The 14,906-nt window shown below is 65.2% G+C and carries 11 protein-coding genes; 7 read left to right on the top strand and 4 right to left on the bottom strand.

Annotated elements, in window-relative coordinates; all coding sequences use genetic code 11:
• The first annotated feature begins 49 nt into the window (after window positions 1-49).
• Both VN706_10685 and VN706_10680 read left to right on the top strand, forming a co-directional pair.
• Window positions 50-1,837: an AMP-binding protein gene (locus tag VN706_10685; GenBank protein HXT16085.1), complete on the top strand. Its 1,788-nt coding sequence runs from the start codon at window positions 50-52 to the stop codon at window positions 1,835-1,837.
• 103 nt (window positions 1,838-1,940) lie between these two features.
• The gene (locus tag VN706_10680) at window positions 1,941-3,287 is read left to right on the top strand and encodes an erythromycin esterase family protein (GenBank protein ID HXT16084.1); all 1,347 of its coding nucleotides are present in this window, start codon (window positions 1,941-1,943) and stop codon (window positions 3,285-3,287) included.
• Between the two features lie 33 nt (window positions 3,288-3,320).
• Here the strand turns inward: VN706_10680 and VN706_10675 are convergent, their stop codons facing one another.
• Window positions 3,321-4,091 carry a creatininase family protein gene (locus VN706_10675; protein HXT16083.1) on the bottom strand — a complete coding sequence of 257 codons (771 nt, stop codon included), beginning with the start codon at window positions 4,089-4,091 and terminating at the stop codon, window positions 3,321-3,323.
• Between the two features lie 103 nt (window positions 4,092-4,194).
• On the opposite strand from VN706_10675, the gene VN706_10670 reads away from it, so the two are divergent.
• A complete protein-coding gene (locus VN706_10670) occupies window positions 4,195-4,425 on the top strand; it encodes a hypothetical protein (GenBank protein ID HXT16082.1) in 231 nt (76 codons plus the stop codon).
• 137 nt (window positions 4,426-4,562) lie between these two features.
• On the opposite strand, the gene VN706_10665 is transcribed toward VN706_10670, so the two are convergent.
• Window positions 4,563-6,578, bottom strand: coding sequence for a M1 family metallopeptidase (locus VN706_10665; GenBank protein HXT16081.1), 2,016 nt, complete (start codon window positions 6,576-6,578; stop codon window positions 4,563-4,565).
• Window positions 6,579-6,672: 94 nt separating this feature from the next.
• Between VN706_10665 and VN706_10660 the strand changes: the two genes are divergently transcribed.
• Window positions 6,673-8,949, top strand: coding sequence for a DUF1929 domain-containing protein (locus VN706_10660; protein HXT16080.1), 2,277 nt, complete (start codon window positions 6,673-6,675; stop codon window positions 8,947-8,949).
• Between the two features lie 239 nt (window positions 8,950-9,188).
• On the top strand, window positions 9,189-12,056 hold the full coding sequence (locus tag VN706_10655; GenBank protein ID HXT16079.1) for a prolyl oligopeptidase family serine peptidase: 2,868 nt from the start codon (window positions 9,189-9,191) through the stop codon (window positions 12,054-12,056).
• Window positions 12,057-12,199: 143 nt separating this feature from the next.
• Here the strand turns inward: VN706_10655 and VN706_10650 are convergent, their stop codons facing one another.
• Window positions 12,200-12,532 (bottom strand): PadR family transcriptional regulator, encoded by a 333-nt coding sequence (locus VN706_10650; protein HXT16078.1) that lies wholly within the window; start codon window positions 12,530-12,532, stop codon window positions 12,200-12,202.
• A 137-nt stretch (window positions 12,533-12,669) separates the two neighbouring features.
• Between VN706_10650 and VN706_10645 the strand changes: the two genes are divergently transcribed.
• Entirely contained in the window at window positions 12,670-13,152 is a 483-nt protein-coding gene (locus VN706_10645; protein ID HXT16077.1) for a hypothetical protein, read from the top strand.
• 7 nt (window positions 13,153-13,159) lie between these two features.
• Window positions 13,160-13,651, top strand: a complete 492-nt coding sequence (locus VN706_10640; GenBank protein ID HXT16076.1) for a hypothetical protein — start codon at window positions 13,160-13,162, stop codon at window positions 13,649-13,651.
• A gap of 119 nt (window positions 13,652-13,770) precedes the next feature.
• On the opposite strand, the gene VN706_10635 is transcribed toward VN706_10640, so the two are convergent.
• Window positions 13,771-14,901, bottom strand: coding sequence for an alanine--glyoxylate aminotransferase family protein (locus tag VN706_10635; protein HXT16075.1), 1,131 nt, complete (start codon window positions 14,899-14,901; stop codon window positions 13,771-13,773).
• Between the last annotated feature and the right edge of the window lie 5 nt (window positions 14,902-14,906).

Genomic DNA, 14,906 nt, shown 5'->3' with positions numbered 1-14,906 from the left:
ACGCTGGTGTGGCGAACCTTCGGGCCGTGTGATAGAGTGGTCGCGCGACATGACTCCTTTCTCTCCGCCCACCACAACCGCCGACGCGTTCGAGCGCACCGCGATAGCGCGGGGCGATGCGCCCGCGCTCGCGCGCAAGCGAAACGGCCGCTGGGAGATTACCACCTGGCGCGAATACCACGACCGGGTTCGACTCGGCGCGCGCGCACTCATCGCACTGGGCGTCGAACCGCACGATCACGTCACCATCATCGGCTACAACTGCCCGGAATGGTTCATCGCTGATTACGCGGCGATCATGGCCGGCGGCATTCCGGCCGGCATTTACACCACGAACACGCCCGAGCAGTGCCGGTACGTCGCCGCGCATTGCGACGCGCGAGTCGCGTTCGTCGAGGACGAGGAGCAGCTTGCCAAGTTCCGCGCGATTCGATCGGCACTGCCGGCGTTGCGCGCGATCGTCGTCATGCACGGCGAGGTGCGCGGCGACGACATTCTCACCTGGGACGGGTTTCTCGATCTCGGACGCACGGTTCCCGACGAATTGCTCGACGCGCGCATCGCCGCCCAGCGCCCGAGCGACGTGTGCACGCTGATCTACACGTCGGGCACCACGGGAATTCCAAAAGGCGTGATGCTCACGCATCGCAACATCACGTGGCTCGTGTCGCGCGCGTCGCAGATCGTCGGCGTCAAACCTGGCGAAGACATCATCAGCTACCTGCCGCTCAGCCACATCGCCGAGCAGGGCTTCTCGCTGCACTCGAGCGCCATGCTCGGCACCTGCATCTGGTTCGCCGAGAGCCTCGAGACGCTCGGCGACACCATGCGCGATGTGCGTCCGCATCATTTCCTCGGCGTACCGCGCGTGTGGGAAAAGATTCAGGCGAAGATGGAAGAGGTGGGCGCCGCGGCGCCGCCGCTGAGACGGCGAATCGTCCAATGGGCGCGCAAGGTCGGCCTTGCCGGAGGCTACGCCATGCAGCGCGGCAAGTCCCGCCCGCTGATGTTTGGCCTGGCGGATCGTTTAGTATTCTCGAAAGTACGCGAGCGTCTCGGGCTCGATCGCGCGCGAACGCTCGTCACCGGCGCGGCGCCCATCTCCCAGCGCACGCTCGAATTTTTCCTGTCGCTCGGACTGCCCATCTGCGACGTGTACGGCATGAGCGAGTGCACCGCCATCACGACCGTCGCGACGCCGCAGCGGTATCGCACGGGCACGGCGGGATACGTCATTCCCGGCGCGGACGTTCGCATCGCCGACGACGGTGAGATCTGCATTCGCGGCCCGCACGTGTTCGCCGGATATCACAAGGATGCGGCGGCGACGGCGGAAGTGATCGACGCCGGCGGTTGGCTGCACACCGGCGACATCGGCGAGATCGACGAGGACGGCTTCCTGCGCATCACCGACCGCAAGAAAGAAATCATCATCACGGCCGGCGGCGAGAACATCGCGCCGGCGTATGTCGAGGGACATCTCAAGGCGATTCCGGTCGTGAATCAGGCGATCGTGATCGGCGATCGCCGCCGCTATCTCTCGGTGCTGCTCACGCTCGATCCCGCGAAGATTCCCCACATTGCGTCGCTCGAGGGAAGCTCGGCGCGCACACCGGAAGAGGCCGCCGAGTGCGATCACTTCACCGCGTATCTGCGTCGCGAGATCGATGCCGTGAACGCGCGCCTCGCTCGCGTGCAGACGGTGAAGCGCTTCGCCGTATTGCCGGCCGAGCTGTCGGTGGAAGGCGGCGAGCTGACGCCGACGATGAAGCTCAAGCGCGCCGTGATTGCCGAGAAGTACGCGTCGGTGATCGACACACTCTACATCGACGTCTGACGCCGCCGCGTTTGACGCCGCGGCGTCTGACGCGGGCTCGGCCGTCACGCGTGCCTTCAACTTGCAGAACTGATCGGGGACCTCTGCAAGGAACTGTTCCGACATGTCGTGGCGGCGCGCAGCGAATGAGAAAGAACCCGATACCGCGGCGTTGTCCGCCGGGCTCGCCAGGCTGGCGCGTCCTCTCGCGTCGCCGCGCGATCTCGATCCGCTGATCGACGCGATCGGCGACGCGCGCTACGCGCTGCTCGGCGAAGCGTCGCACGGCACCTCGGAGTTCTACACGTGGCGTACCGAGATCTCGAAGCGTTTGATCGAGGAGCACGGCTTCTCGTTCATCGCCGTAGAGGGCGACTGGCCAGACTGCTACCGCGTGAATCGGTATGTGAAAGGAATGCCTGATTCCGGCGCGAGCGCGTTCGACGTGCTGCACGCATTCGAGCGATGGCCAACGTGGATGTGGGCGAATCGCGAGGTCGTGGAGCTCATCGAATGGATGCGCGCCTGGAATCGCGGCAAGCCCGACGAACACCAGGTCGGTTTCTTCGGCCTCGACGTCTATTCGCTGTGGGACTCGATGCGCGCCGTGACGCAGTATCTGGAGCGCCTCGATCCGAACCTCGCCGCGAACGCGCGTCGCGCCTACAACTGCTTCGAGCCATACGCCGAAGACGTCCAGGATTACGCGCGCGCGACGGCGATGGTACCAACCTCGTGCGAGGACGAGGCCGTCGCCGTATTGCGCGAGCTGCGCGCCAACGCCCCGGCCTTTCGCGAGGATGGCCGCGAGGGATACTTCAACGCCGAGCAGAATGCGCTCGTCGCGCGCAACGCAGAGCTGTACTATCGCACGATGGTGCGCGGCGGACCCGCATCATGGAATGTCCGCGATCATCACATGGTCGAGACGCTCGCGCGGTTGATGCAACATCACGGCGCCCAGGCGCGCGCGATCGTCTGGGAGCACAACACACACATCGGTGATGCGCGTTTCACCGACATGGCGCGCGCGGGAATGGTGAACGTGGGCCAGCTCGTTCGGCAGGCCCACGACCGCGAGGGTGTGGTGCTCGTTGGCTTCGGCACGCATCGCGGAACGGTGATCGCGGCCGAGGAGTGGGGCGAGCCGATGGAGCGGATGCCGGTGCCCGCGGCGCGTCGCGGAAGCTTCGAGGACGCGATGCATGACGCCGGAGTCGGCGACGCGTTGCTGCTGTTCAACGGCGCGGATGACGGCGGCGTGCCGGGGCTCGATGAACCGCTCGGCCATCGTGCCATCGGTGTCGTATACGATCCGAGTGCCGAACGGTGGGGCAATTATGTCCCGACGATCGTGCCGCGGCGGTATGATGCGTTTTTGTATCTCGACCAGACGAGAGCGGTCGATCCGCTGCACATGCCCGTTCGCGTGGACGGCGAGGTGGCCGAGACGTATCCGTCCGGCGTGTAACGGTTCGGCTGGTAGCGCGCGGACAGTTACGATTCATTCATATAAATTATCTAAATCGAGCCGAGCGAGCTCGATCATGAACGCACTGATCCGCGCAACCGCCGCGCTGACGTAGGCCTCGCCCTTTGCCGCCGTCGCCTTCGAGGGATTGCCGATCCCCGTGTCGGAGGTGACCTGCGTCCACCGCCGCGGCGCCCACGCCCAGCCTTCACGCACGCCGCGCAACCGAGATGGTCGCGCCGTCCCCGCCCCCGCCTCGCTCAAGGGCCGCACCAGCTCCGGCGCGAGATGCATCATCGCCGCCGTCTCCGCTTCTCCGGCGTGGTCGCCCGCCTCCTCGATGAACTGGTGCACGTCGACGCACGACCACCAGTTGATCACCGACAGGAACACCCGCGTCTTCGGCTGGAGCTCGCGGATCATCTGACGAAAATCGTTGCCGCCGTGGCCGTTCACGATGAGCAATTTGTGAACGCCCTGGCCCTCGAGCGAGGAGACGAGGTCGCCAAGCACCGCGGCTTGCGTGCTCGGGTTGAGGTTGAGGCAGAGCTTGATGTCGAGCTGGGTCGTCTGCACACCGAACGGGACCGTGGGCAGCACGATGACACGCGCGCCCTCGCTCCAGGCACGCTCGGCGGCGCGAATCGCGACGGACTCGGCCTGGATGTTGTCGGTGCCGTAGGGCAGGTGGTAGTTGTGCGCCTCGGTCGCGCCCCACGGGAGCACCGCCACCTCATACGGCGTCGGATCGACCGTCTTCCACGTCGACACGGCCAACACAAAAGGGCGCGAATCGTTCGTCATCGTTCTGTCTCGATATGGTTGAATCTGCGGTGGAAGCTTAACACGGCGGCGAGCGGGCACGACCCATGCGCCGCAGAGGGGGACAACCTCAACGGAGCAACCAATGGCGGATCAGAACCAGAGCGATCGCGACTCTCAGATCGGCGATCAGCGGGGCGATCAGAAGCAGGACGACCAGAGCAAAAAAGCCGGCTCGAGCAATCGCGGCCAGGAGCAGGATGACGTGGCCGAGGATCGCAATCTGAGTGGGTCGAGTACGTGGCTGACGCTGCCCGACGAACAGCCGGCGGGTGACGATCAGTCCAGCGGCGGAAGCTCGGGTTCGAATCGCTAATTAGCGTCAGCGAGTCGAGGGACCCCCTTCACTTCGGAGAGCTCCTCCGTCGGGACGGGGGTCCTTCGACTCCCGGTCCCCTTCGCTACGCTCAGGGTCAGGGTCGCTCGGGATGACAGAGGCTCCGGCGTCAGCCGCTACGGCCTCGACCACCGGTTGTTCGAGCGATCGATGTCCGGAAACGCCTCCTCGGGATCGATCTCGACGGAGCGAATCGTCGTCGCCGAGGGGAGCGAGACCGTCGTCTGGCGCGCGCCGTTCAGCCAGACGCTCACCGGAATCTCCTGCCGCTCCACGCGGCCGTCCGTGCGCGTGATCGCGAGACGCACCGGCATCGGCGCGAGACCGCGGTCCTCGATCGTCACCACGAGCTTGTCGGCGACCGTCGTCGCCGACGCGATCGCCTGATCGAGCGTCCACGTCTCGTACCACCACGTGCGCCAGAACCACGACAGGTCCTGCCCGGACAGCGAGTCGAACGTATTAAAGAAGTCATACGGCGTCGGATGCTTGTACAGCCACCGCAAGCCGTAGGTGCGGTACGACGACAGAAAGGCCGTGTCGCCGAGCAGCGCGCGAAGGGCGATCATGTTCGTCGCCATCTTGTCGTAGGTCGCCACCGAGTAGGCCGGCGTATCGAACGGATACTGATCGCCCGGCCGCATGAGCGGAACTTCGCCGTCGGTGCGCGCGAAGGTGAGATACGCCTCACGCGCGAGGCGCTCGCGGTCGTACCCCTTGAAATAGGCCTGCATCCCCTCGGCCTGATTGAAGCGCGTGAGGCCTTCATCCTGCCAGCCGAAGCGTCGTTCATCGGAGCCGACCTGCATCGGAAACCACATGTGCGCCGTCTCGTGGACCTGCACCGAGTACAGCGACAGCGTGTCGCGCGGGCCACCGATGCACGTCAACATCGGATATTCCATCCCGGAGCATGACACCGGACCCTCGAGAGCGGTCATCTGTGTCCAGGGATAGTTCCACAAATAGTTGGACAAGAATTGGACAACCGAACGCTCGTATTCGGCGCTCTTGTCCCAGGACCACCGGCGCGCCTCGGGCCGATAGAACGTGTAGATCATCGTCGAGTCGGGACGATGATCGCCGTCGCGATCGCCGACCGCGGCAACCGTGGCGTCCCACAAATACTTGGCTGAGGCCCCCCACGCGAAGTCGCGCACGTTCTGCGCGCGAAAGCGCCAGACGAGCGCCGCGTCCAATCCGGTGCTCGTCGCCTTGTTGCCGCCGGCGCCGCGGTCCTGCTCGCGCACGACGCGCACCACGGCGCCGGTGCGTCGCGCCTCGGCAAGGCGGTCGCGCGTTTGCTTCGACAGCACGTCGTTCGGGTTGGTGAGCTCGCCCGTCGCGGCGACGAGCCAGCCTTGCGGCACCGTGAGATTCACGTCGTAGTCCGCGTAGTCCATGTAGAACTCGGCGGTGCCCAGGTATGGGTCCGTCTGCCAGCCGTTCACGTCGTCGTACACGGCCATCTGCGGATACCAGTACGCGACCATGTAGGCGTCGCCGGTGGTGCCTTCGCGCGGTGCACCGTCCGGCGGTACCTGGAACGCCCACGCGACGTCGAGATCGAGCGAGTCGTGCGGCGAGAGCGCGCGCGGCAGATTGATGCGCATGACCGTGCCGTCGATGGCGAATCCTGTCCCCGTGTCACGGCGCGCCAGGGCCTGGCTCCACGCCGCCACTCGCAGGATCTCCGTGCCGGCCGTTACCGGGGTCGGCACCGTGCGCGCGGCGCCCGGCATGAACAAATTCTGATTCAAAAATACATATACCTTGCGCAGCGTATCCGGCGACCGGTTGAAATACCGCACTGTTTCGCGGCCGTTGACCTGATTGGTCGTCGGCACCAACTCGGCGTCGATGTGGTATCGCGCGAATTGCTGCCAGTATTTGGCCCCCGGCTCGCCGGTGCGTGTGCGCGTGCCGCGTGCGACCGCGCGCGCGAAGGCCTGGGTCTCGAACACCGGATAGGGCCGCGGGCGCGACGACCCGCTTGCAGTTGTCACTGGCGCCGGCGCCGGTGCCGGCGTCCGCCCCGGCAGGTACGTCGCGAGCTTGGCGCATCCCGTCACAGTCGCCGCGCCGAGTGCCGCGACCATCGGCAATCCGCGAAATGATTGGAGAATTCTCATGATATAAACTTTAGTTTGGCGTGGCGCGCTCGTCGCGGACGGGATAGGGTAATGCCGCTGCTCCCTCCGCCATCTCACGCCACCGGAAACGCCCATGTCTCGACGCCCGCACCGACGCTCGATGCTCGCATTCGGCGCGCTGATCTCCGTCGCCGGATCGCCGCCGCTCGTCGCGCAGCATCCGCCGCTGACGCCGCCGCCCGAGAAGTATGGGCGATGGGAAACGGTGATCCCGAACGCCGGTGGCGCGGCCGTCGAGCGCGTGCTCGGCATGCAGACGGTACACGCGGTCCTCCTGCCGTCGGGCAAGGTGCTCTGGGCGAGCGGCAGCAGTTGGCGCAACCACGACAGCGTGCAGCATTACCCGAATGTGCCTCAACCGAAAGCGGGAACGGGCTTGTTCGATCGCGCGCTCGATCCGTTCGAGATCCACAAGCTCCAAACCTACTACGAGCTGGTGAACAACGTCGGGATCTACGATCCCGAACGGAACACGTTCTACCGCATTCCGCACCCGGTGCCAGTACTGGAGCCGGCGGATCACACGCACTTCGTGCCCAGCGATTTGTTTTGCACGGGACATCTGCATCTGCCCGACGGCAGCGTTCTCTTCGTCGGCGGTACGCAGTACTACTACCCGTATCGCACGGGCAATCGCTCGACGTGGATATTCGACTGGCGAAAGGAAGCGACCATTCGCTGGCCGTCCGTCGATTGGCAGCGGATGCCGAATCCGCCGGCGAATCCGTGGATCTTCGCCGGGCTCATGCCGCGCGGCCGCTGGTACCCGAGTATCGTGCCGCTGCTCGACGGACGCATGGCGGTGTTCGGCGGATTCGTCGGCTTCGACCCGCCGCCCGACACGGTCATGTACCGCTTCGAGATGAACCGAACGATCGACATCTTCGATCCCGGCAAGTTCAAGGCGGCGACGCCGGGCACGGCGTGGGAATCGATCGACGTGAGCGGCACACCCAACAGTCCATTCACAAATCTGATCAATCCAACATTCACGCCCGACAGCCCCAAAGAGTGCGACGCCCGCTGCGTGAAGGACAATCAGTACGACACGTTCAAGTTGTATCCGGAGAACTACGTCATGCCGGATGGGCGCATCTACATGACGCAGGAGGGCGATTGGGTGAGTCTGCGTACCGGCAGCACGGCGTACATGCGCCGCACGCAGCACACTTACTGGGTGACGATCGGAGGAAGGCCGGGTGCCTCGACCATCGCGTTCGCGAACGGGCCCGCACGGCCCGACACGATCACGTCCTACGGCACGACCTATCTCGATCCAAACACGCACAACATCACGCTGCTGGGTGGACAACCCACGTCGGCCGGCACGTATCTGCCGATGAACACAGCGAACCAAACGCTCAATCCACCGACCTCGCCGCCGACGCACTTCGCGGGCGGCCGCGGCAGCCGAAAGCGTGAGGAGTTTCTGTATCGCCCGGGCACGCCGGCAGGTGGATCGTGGACGCTCGACCCCGACTTCCTCGGTGATTCACCGCAGGACGATCGCACGATGCACTACGCCATCACGCTGCCGACGCATCAGGTGCTGATCATCAACGGCGGCAATTACGACTTCTACGGACCGGTGTACTATCCGCTGCTGCTCACGCCAAAGTACAGCGGCGGCAAGTTCGTCTCCTATGAGAAAACTCGCATGAGCGAGGGCGTCGAGCCACGGCTGTATCACAACACCGCGCTCCTGTTGCCCGACGGCCGCATTCTCGTGTCCGGCGGCAACACGGCGCGTGCGAGCGTGCGCGCGCGGGCCACGCTCGCGACGAGCGCGGGGCCTGGCCAGCAGCCGAAGCCGAATCTCTCGCTGGTCGACGTGGACATGTACTTCTTCGGCGACGGGCCCATGGGCAAAGGACAGCCGGGGATGCAAACGCTGCCCACCGAGGATTGGGTGGCCGAGATGTACAGTCCGCCGTATTTGTTCATCGACGGGACACGCCGCGCGGCGATTGCGACGATCCGTCCATCGAACACGCCGCGCGGCTATCGGTTCGATGCGCAGATCGGCGGCAAGACGTATTACCTCGTGCACAGCGAGCAGACGTATCGCATGACGCTGACCGGGCTGCCGGAAACCTGCGGCGGCGGTACGCCCAGCCTGTCGATGATCAAGCTCTCTTCGGCCACACACGGCTGGGAGAACGGGCAAGCGTTTCTCGACATCGACATGCATGCCGTGCCGGGCGCGCCGAGCGACGTCGAGTTCCGCATGCCGAACGCGCACGCGGCGGACATGCCGCCCGCGTATTACATGCTGTTCTATGTCGACTGCCACGGGAAGCCGGCGGTGGCGCGGATGGTTCGGTTCGATGATTCGGCGGCGGCGCCGTAGTAGGGCTGTCATCGCAAGAGAAAGCGGGTATGTCATCCCGAGCGGAGGCGCGCGGCGCCGAAGTCGAGGGACCCCCTTCTCAGCGGAGCGCTGTGTACGACTCCTCCGTCGGGACGGGGGTCCTTCGACTCGCTCGCTGCGCTCACTCGCTCAGGATGACGGAGGTCCCGCTAAGCGTTTCGCCGCGCCGAGCCGTATACTCAGCAATCCCTCCCCCGGCTTGCTGGAGAGCCCGCGTCATGCTGAGAAATACTCCCGTTCGCTTCGCCGCCGCGACGATGCTGTTGCTCGCGCCGGTGTATCTCCTTCCCGCGCAGCAAAACAAGCAAACGTCCCCCGTCGTCGCGCCCCAGGGCGCGGCAAAGTCCGATCCGGGCGCCAAGAAAGTGCTCGGGCTCGCCGACATCGGCCGCTGGAAGCGCATTGGCGCCGCCGCACTGTCGCCCGACGGCAAGTGGATGACCTACACCTACACGCCGAACGAGGGCGACGACACGCTGTTCGTGCGCCAGCTCGACGGCGACAAGCTGTTCACGATTCCCGGCGGCTCCGGGCCGCAGATCGCGGACGATTCACGGCACGTCGGCTATTTCGTCACGCCACCGAGCGAGGGCCGTGGCGGACGCGGTGGCCGGGGCGGTGGTCGGGGCGGCGCACCCACGGTCGTCTCCTTCAACGGTCCGGCGCGCCGCTTCGAGCTGCTCGATCTGTCGACCGGCGAAAAGTACCAGGTACCGGACGCGGCGACATTCAAGTTCTCTAAAGGCTCGAAGTTCGTCGCCGTCCGCGCCAACAAGGCGAACTTCACGGCGAAGAACAACGGGTCTGATCTCGTGCTTCGCGAGCTCGCCTCGGGGGTCGTCCAGAACATCGGCAACGTGAGTCAGTACGACTTCGACGACGCGGGCCGCATGCTCGCGTACACGGTCGATGCCGCCGAGCGCATGGGCAACGGCGTGTATGTCGTCGACCTGGCGACGAGCCAGTCGAAGGTGCTGAGCTCGAGCGCCGCCGACTACGATCAGCTCGCGTGGGCCGACAAGTCGACGTCGCTCGCCGTGTTGCGCGGCGACAAGAAGTCCGGCGAAGCGCAGCGCGACAACACGCTGCTCGTGTGGCGCGATGCGGCTGCGGCCAACCCGCAAATGACCGTCTACGATCCGTCGAAAGACGCGTCGTTCCCCAAGGGCTACGTCGTGAGCGAGATGGGCGCGCTGCGTTGGACGCGCGACGGTTCTCGCGTGTACGTCGGCCTCAAGGAACAGGAAGCCGACACCGTGGCACGCGCCGCGGGTGCCGAGCCGAAGGCGAATGTCGACGTGTGGCATTGGAAGGATCCCGAAGTGCAGTCGGTACAGATCATTCGCCTGGCGCAGGAGCGCCGCGCCACGCTGCCCGCGGTATTCAACGTCGCGTCGGGCAAGTTGGTGCGCGTGTCTGACGAGGTGATGCGCAATGTGACGCCGACACCCGATCCGCGCTACGCGATCGGCCGCATCGACACCACGTATCGCGGTGAAGTGCAGTGGGGCGGCAGCAAGGCGGACTACTATCGCGTGAACACCGAAACGGGCGAGCGCTCGCTCATCGATCGCGGTCTCACACGCACGATGGGCAGCTCGCCCGACGGCCAGTGGTTCCTCTATCTCAAGAACAAGAACGTCATCGCCTACAACGTCGAGTCGGGCCGCTCCGTCACACTCGGCGCCGGCATGAGCTTTGTCGATGCCGAAGACGATCATCCGTATGAGAAGCCGGTCTACGGCGTTGCGGGCTGGTCGAAGGACGGCAAGTCGGTGATTCTCGACGAGCGTTTCGATTTGTACAGCGTGCCGCTCGACGGCGGGAAGCCAGTCAACCTCACCGGCGGCGTTGGCGATGCGCAGCAGATCGTCTTCCGCCTCGTTCGGTTGGATCGCCCCAGTGCGGGTGGCCGCGGCGGCCGCGGCGGTGGCGCGTTCGGGGGCGCCCCGCAGACCGAGGACGACGGTGTCGATCTCTCGAAGCCTCTGCTCGTCTCGGCGTACGGCGAGTGGACGAAGAAGTCGGGCTACTACACGGTGCAGCCTGGCGCCAAGCCTGCGCCGCTCGTGTTCGCGGACGAGAAGATCGGTGACGCCGTCAAGGCGGAGAACGCCGACCGCGTGATCTTCACGAAGCAGACGTTCTCGATGGTCCCCGACTATTACGTGGCGACCACGAGCTTCGCCTCGCCGCGCAAAGTGACGGACGCCGATCCATTCATCGACGAGTACGCGTGGGGCTCGAAGAAGCTCGTTGATTTCAAGAACTCGAAAGGCCAGCATTTGCAGGGCACGCTGACGCTGCCGGCGAACTACCAGCCGGGCAAGAAGTATCCGATGCTCGTGTACTTCTACGAGAAGCTGTCGGACACGCACCACGCGTTCCCGATGCCGGTGTTCGACGACCGGCCGCACTTCGCCGAGTACGCGAGCGACGGCTATGTCGTGTTCGAGCCGGACATCGTGTACGAAACGGGACATCCGGGCACGTCGGCGCTGGACTGCGTCACGAGCGGCGTGAAGAAGGTGATCGAGCTGGGCTACGCGGATCCCGATCACATCGGCATTCAGGGCCACAGCTGGGGCGGATATGAGACTTCTTATATCCTCACCCACAGCAAGATGTTCGCGGCCGTCGTCACGGGCGCGCCGCCGACCAATCTCGTGAGCTTCTACGACGAGACGTATCCCGGCTCGGGTACGCTGCAGCAGGGAATCGTCGAAGTCGGCCAGGTGCGCATGGGCACGAATCCGTTCGACAATCTCCAGCTGTTCGAGGACCAGTCGGCGCTCTATCACGTCCGCGACATCACGGCGCCGTTCCTGATCCTGCACGGCACGGCGGACAACGCCGTCGATTGGCACCAGGGGCTCGAGCTATACGGCGCCGCGCGCCGCTGGGGCAAGCACGTGATTCTGCTGTCGTACCCGGGCGAGCCGCATCACCTGGCGCGCAAGGAGAATCAGAAGGATTTCCAGGAGCGCATGAAGCAGTTCTTCGATCACTACCTCAAGGGCACCCCGGCACCGAAGTGGATGACGGACGGCGTTCCGCAGACGAAGAAGGGCGGTCCGATTCAGTAGTTCGTTAAATAGTTGTCATCCCGAGCGAGCGTTAGCGAGTCGAGGGACCCCCGTCCCGGCGGAGAAACTCTCCTCCGCGCACGGAGGTCCTTCGACTTCGGCGCTGCGCGCCTTCGCTCAGGATGACAGCGCTCGCAATGCGATCACCCCATGTCGAGCACGAGTGAAACGGCGGTGGTGAGACGCGACCAACGTTCCGTCTCCGTCTCGAGTTGGCGACGACCGGTGCGCGTGAGCTCGTAGTACTTGGCGCGGCGATTGTTTTCGGACGCGCCCCATTCCGCGCGAATCCATCCTTGCCGCTCGAGACGGTGCAGCGCGGGATAGAGCGAGCCCTGAGGAACCTGCAGCGTCGCGCGCGAGACCTGATGCAGCCGCTCGGAGATGGCCCAGCCATGCTGTGGCCCGAGCGACAGCGCCTTGAGGATGAGCAGATCGAGCGTTCCCTGCGGCAGATCGAGCTTGTCGTCGTCCATGTCGGTTTCCTCGAGTTCCCTTTGCGCTTCTACAAGAGATGATACGCCAGGCCCTGTAGAAGTACAAGGGAAGGGAGGTTGCGTCCCCCTCCGTCGGCCATACATTGGCAGCACGCTCGACGATCGCCGAGGACTCTATGATCGCAGCCGCCGACAGCGCCAGTCTTTTGCTCAAGCTCTACGAGCTACGCACCGAAGCCACGCTCCGGCGCGCTCGCGCCTGGTTCGCGTTCGAGTTCCATCCGAAATCGGCCGGCGACGTGCTGCACACCTGGCTCGGGCCGGGGCACGAGAGCGCACCGTATCGCATGGTCACGACGTACTGGGACATGGCGGCGTCGCTCGTCGTCGAAGGCGCGATCGAGTCCGACATGTTCAACAGCGCGAACACCGAGCATGTCGCCACCTACGTCAAGCTGCGTCCCTATCTCCCGGAAATCCGGGCGAAGACCGGCTATCCCGACTACCTCGGCAGTCTCGAGCGCGTCGTTACGTCGATGCCGAACTCGGAGGGCCGCATGCAGATCGTCGCGCGGTACTTCGAGCGGCAGGCATCGCTCGCGGCCGACGGCCGCCAGGCGCCCGCATGGTCGCCGTCCTCCGACGCGCGTCTATCATAGATCTCTAATGCCACCCACCGAGGCGGACATGCGATTCGCCCCGACGCTCGCCGCCATCATCTTTGCCGCGCCCATCCTGCTTCAGGCGCAAAGCGACTCGCTGCACGCCGGAGAACGCGTCCGCGTTCGCGTCGGCGCCTCGAGCCGCAACACCAGCGCGTACATCGGGAACTTGAGCGCGCTGTCGCGCGACTCGCTCATCCTCGGCATTCCTGGCGGCAAGGGAAGCGTGGTGCTACTGCGGCCGGCCATCACGGAAGTCGCGATCAGCGACGGACATCAGTCACGCTGGTCGCAGCTGCCGTATGCCTTGCCGCTCGCGATCTCGACGCTGACGATCGCGGCACTGCCGACCGTGCACGGCAGCGTCGGCGCACATCTGAACACTGAGCGCTATCTGCTGCTCGGCACCAACGCGTTGTTGATCGGGCGCGTCCTGCTGCGCCCGTTGCCAGAGCGGTGGCGGCCGCTCAACTCGTGGTTGGAGCAGGCGCCGTAACTACACCTCACTGTCATCCCGAGCGGAGGCGCGAAGCGCCGGAGTCGAGGGACCCCCGTCCCGGCGGAGGAGCAGCGCTCGGCACCGACAGGGGTCCTTCCTCTTCGCTACGCTCAGGGTCAGGACGACAACGACTCGGCCAATGCGCCGAGGAATCGCTCAACGCGCGATTCCTCGGCGTTGTACCCCATGACGCCGACGCGCCAGACTTTGCCCGCGAGCGCTCCGAGTCCGCCGCTCATCTCCACGCCGCGCTCGAGCATGCGGCTACGTACCTTCGCTTCATCGACGCCGTCGGGCACCGAGAGCACGTTGATCGTCGGCGCGCGATTCGCCTGCGGCGTGAACAGCGAAATCCCGAGCTTCTCGAGACCGCGCATCAACGCGGCTTGCGCCTTCGCGTGGCGCGCCCAGCGATTCTCCAATCCTTCCTCGAGAATCAGGCGAAGCGCCTCGTGAAATCCGTAGATGTTCGAGATCGGCGCCGTGTGATGGAACGCGCGCTTGCGTGACGATGCATCCTCGCTCCAGTACTGGAACAGGAGCGAGAGATCCATGTACCACGTCGTCGGCGGCTTCTTGCGCGCCTTCACCGCGTTCATCGCTCGTGCGCTCACGGTGATCGGTCCGAGTCCCGGCGGCGCGCCGAGACACTTCTGCGTGCACGATCCGGCGGCGTCGATGCCAAGCGCGTCAATGTCGATCGGCACGCCGCCGAGCGACGTCACGCAGTCCATCATGACGAGCGCGTCGTGCTTGCGCGCGACTTCAACCATCGGCGCGATCGGCTGACACGCGCCAGTTGTCGTCTCCAGATGCACGAATGCCAATAGCTTTGTGCGCTTCTCACCGAGCGCCTTGTCGACGTCGGCCGGATCGACGATCTCGCCGGGCGGCACTTCGAGCGTCCGCACGTCCGCGCCGGCGCGCCGCGCCAACTCGGCGAGCCGATTGCCGAAGTACCCGCCGACGCACACGACCGCGCGATCGCCCGGCTCGAGCAGGTTGAGCATGATCGTCTCGAGCCCGGCCGAGCCGGTGCCCGAGATCGGCACCGTGTGATGATTCTGCGTGCGATACACCTGACGCAGTCCGTCCATCGTCTCGTCCATGAGCTCGACGAAGTACGGATCGAGATGTCCGACGACAGGACGGCTCATCGCGGCGAGCACGCGCGGATCGGGATTGCTTGGGCCCGGACCAAAAAGCAGCCGTTCGGGCGGATTGAGCTCGGAGAGTGTGCGGGTCATTTCAA

The sequence above is a fragment of the Gemmatimonadaceae bacterium genome, from assembly GCA_035606695.1.
Lineage (GTDB): Bacteria > Gemmatimonadota > Gemmatimonadetes > Gemmatimonadales > Gemmatimonadaceae > JAQBQB01.
Note: the sequence above shows the minus strand (reverse complement) of the source record. Positions and strands in the feature narration are given on the sequence as shown.

Excerpts from the sequence above, each read along its gene's own strand:
- VN706_10685 (HXT16085.1), top strand. The coding sequence starts at position 50 with ATGACTCCTTTCTCTCCGCCCACCACAACCGCCGACGCGTTCGAGCGC.
- VN706_10680 (HXT16084.1), top strand. The coding sequence starts at position 1,941 with ATGTCGTGGCGGCGCGCAGCGAATGAGAAAGAACCCGATACCGCGGCG.
- VN706_10675 (HXT16083.1), bottom strand. The coding sequence starts at position 4,091 with ATGACGAACGATTCGCGCCCTTTTGTGTTGGCCGTGTCGACGTGGAAG.
- VN706_10670 (HXT16082.1), top strand. The coding sequence starts at position 4,195 with ATGGCGGATCAGAACCAGAGCGATCGCGACTCTCAGATCGGCGATCAG.
- VN706_10665 (HXT16081.1), bottom strand. The coding sequence starts at position 6,578 with ATGAGAATTCTCCAATCATTTCGCGGATTGCCGATGGTCGCGGCACTC.
- VN706_10660 (HXT16080.1), top strand. The coding sequence starts at position 6,673 with ATGTCTCGACGCCCGCACCGACGCTCGATGCTCGCATTCGGCGCGCTG.
- VN706_10655 (HXT16079.1), top strand. The coding sequence starts at position 9,189 with ATGCTGAGAAATACTCCCGTTCGCTTCGCCGCCGCGACGATGCTGTTG.
- VN706_10650 (HXT16078.1), bottom strand. The coding sequence starts at position 12,532 with ATGGACGACGACAAGCTCGATCTGCCGCAGGGAACGCTCGATCTGCTC.
- VN706_10645 (HXT16077.1), top strand. The coding sequence starts at position 12,670 with ATGATCGCAGCCGCCGACAGCGCCAGTCTTTTGCTCAAGCTCTACGAG.
- VN706_10640 (HXT16076.1), top strand. The coding sequence starts at position 13,160 with ATGCCACCCACCGAGGCGGACATGCGATTCGCCCCGACGCTCGCCGCC.
- VN706_10635 (HXT16075.1), bottom strand. The coding sequence starts at position 14,901 with ATGACCCGCACACTCTCCGAGCTCAATCCGCCCGAACGGCTGCTTTTT.